Annotated in this window: 9 protein-coding genes; 4 read left to right on the top strand and 5 right to left on the bottom strand. The window is 65.8% G+C overall.

The features are described from left to right. The 3 genes from EN780_RS20165 to EN780_RS20155 all read right to left on the bottom strand — a co-directional run. On the bottom strand, nt 1-1,078 hold a 1,078-nt coding region (locus tag EN780_RS20165), incomplete at its 3' end, for an LLM class flavin-dependent oxidoreductase (RefSeq protein WP_128275103.1). Further along, nucleotides 1,075-2,031, bottom strand: coding sequence for an LLM class flavin-dependent oxidoreductase (locus EN780_RS20160; RefSeq protein WP_128275102.1), 957 nt, complete (start codon nt 2,029-2,031; stop codon nt 1,075-1,077). The genes EN780_RS20165 and EN780_RS20160, both read right to left, overlap by 4 nt. Before the next feature lie 77 nt (nt 2,032-2,108). After that, nucleotides 2,109-3,029 carry a LysR family transcriptional regulator gene (locus EN780_RS20155; protein ID WP_127285407.1) on the bottom strand — a complete coding sequence of 307 codons (921 nt, stop codon included), beginning with the start codon at nt 3,027-3,029 and terminating at the stop codon, nt 2,109-2,111. A gap of 143 nt (nt 3,030-3,172) precedes the next feature. Here EN780_RS20155 and EN780_RS20150 point away from each other — a divergent pair, with 143 nt between their 5' ends. The 4 genes from EN780_RS20150 to EN780_RS20135 all read left to right on the top strand — a co-directional run bounded on the left by EN780_RS20150 (nt 3,173) and on the right by EN780_RS20135 (nt 7,531). After that, nucleotides 3,173-4,390: a urate hydroxylase PuuD gene (locus tag EN780_RS20150; protein WP_128275101.1), complete on the top strand. Its 1,218-nt coding sequence runs from the start codon at nt 3,173-3,175 to the stop codon at nt 4,388-4,390. A 2-nt stretch (nt 4,391-4,392) separates the two neighbouring features. Next, nucleotides 4,393-5,706 carry a guanine deaminase gene (gene guaD / locus EN780_RS20145; protein ID WP_128275100.1) on the top strand — a complete coding sequence of 438 codons (1,314 nt, stop codon included), beginning with the start codon at nt 4,393-4,395 and terminating at the stop codon, nt 5,704-5,706. 65 nt (nt 5,707-5,771) lie between these two features. Continuing rightward, nucleotides 5,772-6,275, top strand: a complete 504-nt coding sequence (locus tag EN780_RS20140) for a heme-degrading domain-containing protein (RefSeq protein WP_128275099.1) — start codon at nt 5,772-5,774, stop codon at nt 6,273-6,275. Next, nucleotides 6,272-7,531, top strand: coding sequence for a glycerate kinase (locus EN780_RS20135; RefSeq protein WP_128275098.1), 1,260 nt, complete (start codon nt 6,272-6,274; stop codon nt 7,529-7,531). The genes EN780_RS20140 and EN780_RS20135 overlap by 4 nt, the downstream gene beginning before the upstream one ends. A 273-nt stretch (nt 7,532-7,804) precedes the next feature. Here the strand turns inward: EN780_RS20135 and EN780_RS20125 are convergent, their stop codons facing one another. Both EN780_RS20125 and EN780_RS20120 read right to left on the bottom strand, forming a co-directional pair. Further along, on the bottom strand, nt 7,805-8,467 hold the full coding sequence (locus EN780_RS20125; RefSeq protein WP_128275097.1) for a UdgX family uracil-DNA binding protein: 663 nt from the start codon (nt 8,465-8,467) through the stop codon (nt 7,805-7,807). Nucleotides 8,468-8,520: 53 nt separating this feature from the next. Beyond that, nucleotides 8,521-9,259: glutamine synthetase family protein (locus EN780_RS20120; protein WP_245500034.1), on the bottom strand; the 739-nt coding region annotated here is incomplete at its 5' end.

Here is a 9,259-nt window from a genome sequence, read left to right as displayed (position 1 = left end):
ATTCGTCGGCGATCTGCGCTGGCGTGCCGACGATCCGCCAATGTCCGCGCGCGCCGGCGAAATGGCGGGCAAGCTGACGGATGGAGAGACCATCGCGGCGCGACTGCTCGACGACCAGCGCCTGCCGGCTCTTCATGCCCTCGCTCTCCGGCAGTTCGGGCAGCGGGCCGTCGATCGGATAGCGCCAGAGATCGGCGATGCTGAGATAGCTGGCGAGCAGCGCCACGCCGACCTCGTCGGGGATAAGCTCCTGCAATTCCTCATGCTTTTGCCGAGCCTCCGCCTCTGTGGCGGCGACGACCGGCGCGACGCCGGGCATGATCTTGACGTCTTCCGGCTCTCGCCCGTAGGCGGCGAGCCGTCGCTTGACGTCGTCGTAGAAGGCCTTCGCTTCTTCGAAGGTCTGCGCCGCGCTGAACACCACGTCGGCGGTCATGGCGGCAAGGTCCTTGCCGTCCTCCGAGGCTCCCGCCTGCACCATGACCGGCGCGCCCTGCGGCGAGCGCGGCAGGTCGAGCGCGTCCCTCACCGAAAAGCTGTGGCCGTCATGGTTGAGGCCGCCATTGCCGCCGCCGCGCCAGAGGCCGGCGACCACTTGGGCGAATTCGCGCGCCCGCTCGTAACGGTCGGCATGCGGACGCAGGCCCGTCGAGCCGAAATTGGCGGCCTCGATGTGGCTGGCCGAGGTGACCAGGTTCCAGCCGGCGCGGCCGCCGCTCAGATGGTCGAGCGAGGCGAAGGTTCGCGCCAGCCCGTAGGGCTCGTTGTAGCTGGTCGACGCCGTGGAGACGAGGCCGATGCGCTCGGTCTGCACGGCGATCGCCGAAAGCAGGCTGATCGGCTCGAAACCGATCGAGCGCGAGGTCTGGCTGGCGATCTGGACGTTGGCCTCGCGCAGGCCGGCAGCATCCTCGCAGAAGATCATGTCGAGCTTCGCCGCTTCGGCCGTGCGGGCGAGTTGTATGTAATGGTCGATGTCGATACCGGCCGTGACATGCGCATCGGGATGGCGCCAGGCGGCGATGTGGTGGCCTGTCGCCCACAGGAAGGCGCCGAGCTTCATCTGACGCGCGCTCATGGTTTGCCTCCTGCCTCAAGTCCGAGATGCTGGCGCAACGTCGCGCCCGCACGTGCGGATTGAGCCAGGCCGCGACGTTGCAGCTCCGGCAGCACACGATCGGCAAAGGCCTCAAGCGCAGGAGGATCCGCCGGCAAAGTAAAGTTGAGGCCGTCGCAGCCGTTCGGGCCGACTTCGGCCTTCAGTTCGGGATCCCCGGCGACAGTCATCAGAACCTTCATGGCATCCGGCTCGCGGCCGGCGGCAAGCGCGCGACCTCTCAGGTCGTCACAAGCAGCCCTTGTCGCTTCCGGCGATCCTTCGGCGATCAGGACGACGTCCGCGACGCGGACGGCGAAGTCGAGGTCGGCCTCGGACAGGCCGGACATGACCAGCACCGGCGCGTCCTGCGGCGAGCGCGCCACGTTGAGCGGCCCGCGCACCGAAAAGAACCCGCCCTTGTGGTCAAGCAGATGCATCTTCTGCGGGTCGTGGAAACGGCCGCCGGCCTTGTCGAACAAAAGCGCATCGGCGTCCCAGCCTCTCCACAGGCCTTGCACGATGCCGATGAATTCTTCGGCGCGGCGACGGAAATCATCGTCCGAAAAACCTTCAGGCCGGCTGAAATTGGCGGCCTGGCGGGGATCCTGGATCATCGTCGCGCTCCAGCCGGCGCGGCCGTGGCTGATGATGTCGAGCGAAGCGAAGCGCCGCGCCAGATTGTACGGCTGGTGCGCGAGCGTCGAGGCGCTGGCGACGAGGCCTATTTTATCGGTAACGGTCGCCAGAGCTGCCAATAGCGTCGTTGCCTCGAATGGGCTGGTCGATCGAGCGCCGCTGGGGGCGGCATCGGAGACGACGACCAGGTCGATCCCGGCCGCTTCCATTTTCCGCACGAAGCCGGCTATGCGGCGGAAGTCCAGGCCGGCCTGTCCGTCGGTGGCGGCAATGTCGAGCGAAATGGCGAGATGCATGACGCGAACCTAAGTCCGCCTTCGCGCAAGGCAAGCCTGTGGAGTGGGCCAGCGGGCCGTCACTTGCCGGCCAGCCCCTATTTGCCCGCCAGAATATCCTTGATCAGCCGCTGGCAGCGCTCTGCCATGAAGTCGAGCAGCAGCCGTACCTTCGGGTCCTGCAGCTTCTTGTGCGGATAGACGGCGGCGAACTGCACCGGCGTCGGCGGTGTCTTGGCGAGTATCACCTTCAGCCGCTCGTCGCGAATGAAGGGCTCGACCTCGAAGCGCGGCTTGTTGATGATGCCGCGGCCCGACAGCGCCCAGCCGGTCAGCACGTCGCCGTCGTCGGTGTCATAGGGTCCATGCACCTCGAATTTCTGCGGGCCGGCCGGCGTCTGCAGCGTCCAGACATATTCGCGCGCGCCGGCATAGCGCAGCATCAGGCAGTCGTGCTTCTTGCCGATCAGTTCCTGCGGCTCGGCCGGCTCGCCGCGCGCCTCCAGATATTTCGGCGCCGCCACCAGCACGCGCTCGCATTCCATGATGCCGCGCATCCTGAGGCTGGAATCCTCGATGATGCCCAGCCGGAAGGCGACGTCGATGCCTTCCTTCATGATGTCGACATTGTGGTCTGAAAGCCTCAGCCGCACCTCGATATCAGGGTATTTGTCGTGGAAGTCCGGGATGCCGGAGGCGACCAGCCGGCGGCCGAGGCCGAGCGGCGCCGTCACCTTGATCGTGCCCCGCGGCTGGCCGGACAATGCCGAGACGGCGGCCTCGGCCTCGGTTATCGCCTCCAGCACCTGCTTGGCGCCGGTGTAGAATACCGTGCCGTGCTCGGTCGGCATCAGCTGCCTGGTCGTGCGGTTGAACAGGCGGACGCCGAGGTGCTTCTCCAACTCCTTGATGCGGTTGGAAGCGACCGCCGGCGAAATACGCATATCGCGCCCCGCCGCCGATAGATTGCCGAGCTCGACGACACGGACGAAGACGGCGATGTTGTCGAGATAGGCCATGCGTGGCTCTCTGCGGCTGCGTGGGGCAACCCTAGTATTTTTTATTTTTTTTTGAAAGTCATCGCGCACCTCGCCTCTTTTCGTTTCGGCGCCAGACCGTAAAGTCGGGCAATCGGCAGGGACGACTTCCCAAGGGCAACACGATGCTGGATTTCGCGATTTTCTGGGACTGGCTGAGCTTCGCCGTCCGCTGGCTGCATGTCATCACCGGCATCGCCTGGATCGGCTCGTCCTTCTATTTCGTCGCGCTCGACCTCGGGCTGCGCCAGCGCCCCGGCCTGCCGGTCGGCGCCTTCGGCGAGGAGTGGCAGGTGCATGGCGGCGGCTTCTACCACATCCAGAAGTATCTGGTGGCGCCGGCCGAGATGCCGGAGCACCTGACCTGGTTCAAATGGGAGTCCTACGCCACATGGCTGTCGGGCTTCGCCATGCTGTGCGTGGTCTACTATGCCGGCGCCGACCTGTTCCTGATCGATCCCAATGTGCTGCCGATGGCGGTGCCGGTCGGCATCCTCTTGTCGATGGCGACCATCGGCGTCGGCTGGGTGGTGTATGATCTGCTTTGCCGCTCGCCGCTGGGCAAGAGCGACACCGGCCTGATGCTGGTGCTCTACGGCGTGCTGGTGTTCATCGCCTGGGGACTCACCCACCTGTTCACCGGCCGCGCCGCCTTCCTGCATCTTGGCGCCATCACCGCCACGATCATGTCGGCCAACGTCTTCATGGTCATCATCCCCAACCAGAAGATCGTCGTCGCCGACCTGATCGCCGGCCGCAAGCCGGACCCGAAATACGGCAAGATCGCCAAGCAGCGCTCGCTGCACAACAACTACCTGACGCTGCCGGTGCTGTTCCTGATGCTGTCGAACCACTATCCGCTGGCGTTCGGCACCGAGTTCAACTGGGTGATCGCCTCGCTGGTGTTCATCATCGGTGTCTTGATCCGGCACTATTTCAACACCGTCCATGCCCGCAAGGGCAATCCGACCTGGACGTGGCTCGGCGCCGCCGTGCTGTTCGTCATCATCATCTGGCTGTCGACGGCGCCGAAGGTCCTGACCGGCGAACCCAAGGCTTCCGCCGCGGCCGAGAGCTATATCGCCTCGGCGCATTTCCAGGCCGTGCGCGACACGGTGCTTGGCCGCTGCTCGATGTGCCATGCCGAGGAGCCGGTCTATGAGGGCATCTATCACGCGCCGAAGGGCGTGATGCTCGACACCGACGCCCGCATAGCCGAGCATGCGCGCGAGATCTACCTGCAGGCCGGCCGCAGCCACGCCATGCCGCCCGCCAACGTCACCCAGATCAGCGACAAGGAGCGGGCGCTGCTGGTCGCCTGGTTCGAAGGCGCGGGAAAGTAAGCATGATCTCGACTCTTCTGCGCGGCCGCACGCTGACTTTCCTGCGCTGGCCGGAAACGATCGACGACCATTCCGCCTGGCGCTACGAGGAGGATGGCGGCCTGCTGATCAGCGACGGCCGGATCGTCGCCTCCGGCGCCTATGCCGATATCGAGAAGCAGGCCGGCGACGGGGCAAGACGGATCGACCATCGCCCGCATCTCATCCTGCCGGGCTTCATCGACGCGCATGTGCATTTCCCGCAGATGCAGATCATCGCCTCCTACGGCGCCGAGTTGCTCGACTGGCTGAACAAATACACCTTTCCCGAGGAGACGAAATTCCGCGACGCCCAGCACGGCCGCCGCATCGCCAGACTGTTCCTCGACGAGATGGTGCGGCATGGCACGACGACGGTCGCCACCTACTGCTCGGTGCACAAGGCCTCGGCCGAGGCCTTCTTCGCCGAATCGCACGACCGCAACATGCTCAACATCGCCGGCAAGGTGATGATGGACCGCAACGCGCCGGACGGCCTGCTCGACACGCCGCAATCGGGCTATGACGATAGCAAGGCGCTGATTGCGGAATGGCACGGCAAGGGGCGCCAGCACTACGCCATCACGCCGCGCTTCGCCATCACCTCGACGCCGGAGCAGATGGAGATGGCCGGCGCGCTCTGCCGCGAGCATCCCGATCTACACATGCAGACGCACCTCTCGGAAAACCATGCCGAGATCGCCTTCACCCAGGAACTCTATCCCTGGTCGCGCGACTATACCGATGTCTACGAGCATTATGGGCTGCTCGGGAAAAAGAGCCTGTTCGGCCACTGCATCCATCTCTCCGAACGCGAGGCGGATGCACTGTCGGGCTCCGGCTCGGTGGCGGTGTTCTGCCCGACCTCGAACCTGTTCCTCGGCTCCGGCCTGTTCGACTACCAGCGCTACCGCCGGCGCGAAAAACCGCTCCGGATCGCCGCCGCCACCGATGTCGGCGGCGGCACCAACTATTCCATGCTGCGCACCATGGACGAGGGTTACAAGGTGATCGCGCTGAACGGCGAGAAGCTCAACCCGTTCCAGTCCTTCTGGCAATTGACGCGCGGCAATGCCGAGGCACTGTCGGTCGCCGACAAGGTCGGCACGCTGGATGCCGGCACCGACGCCGACATCGTCGTGCTCGACGCCCGCGTCACGCCGGCGATGCGGCTCAGGATGGAGACAGTCGGCGCGCTGGCCGAGGAACTGTTTCTGCTGCAGACGCTGGGCGACGACCGCACTGTCCGCGAGGTCTATGTCGCTGGCCGACCGGCGAAGAGCGCGATCGCGATCTAGCATTCCGGCTTGACCCCACGGCAACCATCGGCCAAAGCGTGCGGCGACATCGACAGGGGAACGACATGGCCGTTGCCGACGACATCGCTCTGATCAAGAAACAGGAAGCCACGCTGGTCTTTGCTGCCTTCGACGAGGCCGTCGCCTTCGAGATCGGCTCGGCGATCCGCAAGCGGGCGCTGGCCGAGGACCTGCCGATCATCGTCGACATCAGAACCTTCGACCGGCCGCTGTTCTACGCCGCGATGCCGGGTTCGAACGCCTCCAATCCCGACTGGGCGCGGCGCAAGATCAATGTGGTGAAGCGGTTCCTGAAAAGCACCTACCGCATGGTTTTGGAGCAGCAGCGCCCCGACCGCACCTTCAAGGTCGGCGAGGGGCTGGATGTCGCCGACTACGTGCTGGCCGGTGGCGGCTTTCCGGTCACCGTCAACGGCGCCGGCGTGATCGGCGTGATCGCCGTTTCGGGCCTGCCGGAGCGCGAGGACCACGGCGTGGTCGTCGACGCACTGTGCGCGCATCTGGGCGCCGACCGCAGGCAATTGGCCCTGGCGCCGGAAGCACAATGACAGACCCCAAATCCTTCCTGACGTCGATCTTCAACGCCGCGGTCGCCGCCGCCGATCCCGAAAGGACGATCCGTGACCATCTGCCGGCAAAGCCGAGAGGCCGCACCATCGTCATCGGCGCCGGCAAGGGCTCGGCGCAGATGGCCGCCGCCTTCGAGAAGGTGTGGGATGGCCCGATCGACGGGCTGGTCGTCACCCGCTACGGCTATGGCGCGAAATGCGAGCGCATCGAGATCATCGAGGCGGCGCATCCGGTGCCGGATGCGGCCGGTCTCGAGGCCTCGCGCCGGCTGCTGGACAAGGTGCGCGGGCTGACGGCGGACGATCTGGTGGTGGCGCTGATCTCCGGCGGCGGTTCGGCGCTTTTGCCCTCGCCTGCTCCCGGCCTGACACTGGCCGACGAGATCGCCGTCAACGAGGCGCTGCTCGCCTCCGGCGCGCCGATCGCGGCGATGAACACGATCCGCAAGCATGTCTCGACCATCAAGGGCGGCCGGCTCGCGGCCGCCGCACATCCCGCCAGGGTGGTGTCGCTGGTCGTTTCCGACATTCCCGGCGACAACCCGGCCCTCGTCGCGTCCGGCCCGACGGTTCCCGACACCGGCAGCCGCGAGGATGCGCTGGCATCGATATCAGCCTACGGCATGAAGCTGCCGGCCTCGGTCATGGCGCACATCAATTCGCCGGCTGCGGACGCGCCACGCCCGGACGATCCGATCTTCGCCGGCAACGAAGTGCATCTGATCGCGTCGGCCGGCGTGTCGCTGGAAGCCGCGGCCGCCGAGGCAAAGCGGCAGGGGATAGAAGCCGTCATCCTCTCCGATTCCATCGAGGGCGAGGCACGCGAGGTGGGCGGCGTTCATGCCGCCATCGCGCGCGAGGTGGCGACGCGCGAGCGTCCGTTCGCCAAGCCGGTGCTGATCCTGTCGGGCGGCGAGACGACGGTGACGCTACGGGCAAAGGGCAAGGGCGGCCGCAATTCCGAATTCCTGCTCGCCTTTGCGATCGCCATTGGCGGCCTGGACGGCATTCACGCGCTGGCGGCCGACACCGACGGCATCGACGGCTCGGAAGACAATGCCGGCGCCTTCGCCGACGGCTCGACGGTGTCGCGCATGCGCGCCGCCGGCATCGACGCCAAGGCGATGCTCGCCGGCAACAATGCCTGGACGGCCTTCAATGCGGTCGGGGATCTGTTTGTGCCGGGTCCGACCGGCACGAATGTCAATGATTTGAGGGCGATTCTCGTCCGTTAACGCGTGCCGCATTGCCCTTGCGCAAGCGCCGGCGCTGCCCCTCATCCGCCTGCCGGCACCTTCTCCCCGCATAGTGACGGGGAGAAGGCAACTGGCTGCGAACGTCTGCGCTGCTATATCGGTGGTTGGCGAAATCATGCCGCGGCAGCGTCTTTCTCCCCGTCACTATACGGGGAGAAATGCCCGGTAGGGCAATGAGGGGCGGCGCGAACTTGTCGATGCTTGTTAATCAATGTTGAGGGCATCCGAAGAGGCGCACCGAAGCATAGTTGATCAAACCGCCATCAGCCGCCTCACCTTCCTCATGTCATTGAGGAATCGCTCGCGCTCGGCTTGCTTGTCCGCCTGTTCGCGGATGCGCAGGATGAAGGAGGGATGGATGGTGATAAAAATGCGCAGTCCGTCCTCGCGCTCGATCACCTCGCCGCGCATTTTAGTCACCGGCACGGCCTTGCCGAGCAGCGACTGCGCCGCCGTGGCGCCCAAAGCCACCACGAGGTTCGGTTTGACGAGATCGAGTTCACTGTCCAGCCACCAGCGGCAGGCCTGGACCTCGCCGGCATTCGGCTTGGAATGGATTCGGCGCTTGCCGCGCGGCTCGAACTTGAAGTGCTTGACGGCGTTGGTCACGTAGACCTTCTGCCGCTCGATATCGGCATCCTCTAGCGTGGCGTCGAAGATCCTTCCGGCCGGACCGACGAACGGTTTGCCGGCCACATCCTCCTGGTCGCCCGGCTGCTCGCCGACGAACACAACCTCGGCGCTGTCCGGTCCTTCGCCGAAGACGATCTGCGTCGCATTGCGCCAGAGCGGGCAACGGCGACAGGCTTTCGCCGCCTCGCGCAAGTCGCCGATCGACGCCTTCTCGCCGGGTGTCGGCTCGAGATCGTCCGAACCGCGCCTGGCCGGTGCCTTTGCCTGGGTCGTTGCGGCCATCCTGTGCCTCATCCATTCCAGGGTGAAATGGACCGGGCGGGCTATGGTTCCGCTCAGACCTCGTGCAGATAGAGGTGGTAATCGAGCTCGCTGACGGTGCGGGCGACGCGCAGATATTCGGCCTGCTTGATGGCGACGAAGGTCTTGTGCAGGTCGGCGCCGAGCGCTTCCTTCAGAAAGCTCGATGCCCTCGCCGCCTCGATTGCGGCGCGCCAGTCCACCGGCATGGCGCTGTGCCCGGCCGCCTGCTCATAGCCGTTGCCGGTGGTTTCCGGCCCGGGATCGAGACCTTCGTCGAGCCCCCTGGAGACACCGGCCAGCACGGTCGCCGCCACCAGATAGGGATTGGCATCGACGCCCGACGGCCGATGCTCGATGCGCCGGTTCCTGGCGTCGCCCGCAGGCACGCGCAGCGCCACCGAGCGGTTGTTGACGCCCCAGGTCGGCGCCACCGGCGCGTAGGACTGGGAGACGAAGCGCCGCCAGGAATTGGCGTGCGGCGCAAACACCAGCATCGATTCCGCCATGGTCTGGATCAGGCCGCCGAGGGCGCTCAGCAGTTTCGGCGACCATTTTTCGCCTTCGGCCTCGGCGAAGACGTTCCTGCCGGCATCGTCTTGCAACGAGACATGGAAATGCATGCCGGAACCGGCATATTTCTCGATCGGCTTGGCCATGAAGCAAGCGGTGACGCCGTGGCGGCGCGCCTGTGCCCTGACCAGCCGCTTCAGCATGACGAGGTCGTCTGCCGCCCGCATCACGTCCTTGCGGTAGTTCAGCGTCAGCTCGTAC

The organism is Mesorhizobium sp. M4B.F.Ca.ET.089.01.1.1, assembly GCF_004022605.1.
Lineage (GTDB): Bacteria > Pseudomonadota > Alphaproteobacteria > Rhizobiales > Rhizobiaceae > Mesorhizobium > Mesorhizobium abyssinicae.
Note: the sequence above shows the minus strand (reverse complement) of the source record. Positions and strands in the feature narration are given on the sequence as shown.

What these genes read in the sequence shown, in the direction of transcription:
- EN780_RS20150 (WP_128275101.1), top strand. Translation starts at nt 3,173, where the DNA reads ATGCTGGATTTCGCGATTTTCTGGGACTGGCTGAGCTTCGCCGTCCGC.
- EN780_RS20125 (WP_128275097.1), bottom strand. Translation starts at nt 8,467, where the DNA reads ATGGCCGCAACGACCCAGGCAAAGGCACCGGCCAGGCGCGGTTCGGAC.
- EN780_RS20135 (WP_128275098.1), top strand. Translation starts at nt 6,272, where the DNA reads ATGACAGACCCCAAATCCTTCCTGACGTCGATCTTCAACGCCGCGGTC.
- EN780_RS20160 (WP_128275102.1), bottom strand. Translation starts at nt 2,031, where the DNA reads ATGCATCTCGCCATTTCGCTCGACATTGCCGCCACCGACGGACAGGCC.
- EN780_RS20155 (WP_127285407.1), bottom strand. Translation starts at nt 3,029, where the DNA reads ATGGCCTATCTCGACAACATCGCCGTCTTCGTCCGTGTCGTCGAGCTC.
- EN780_RS20140 (WP_128275099.1), top strand. Translation starts at nt 5,772, where the DNA reads ATGGCCGTTGCCGACGACATCGCTCTGATCAAGAAACAGGAAGCCACG.
- guaD (WP_128275100.1), top strand. Translation starts at nt 4,393, where the DNA reads ATGATCTCGACTCTTCTGCGCGGCCGCACGCTGACTTTCCTGCGCTGG.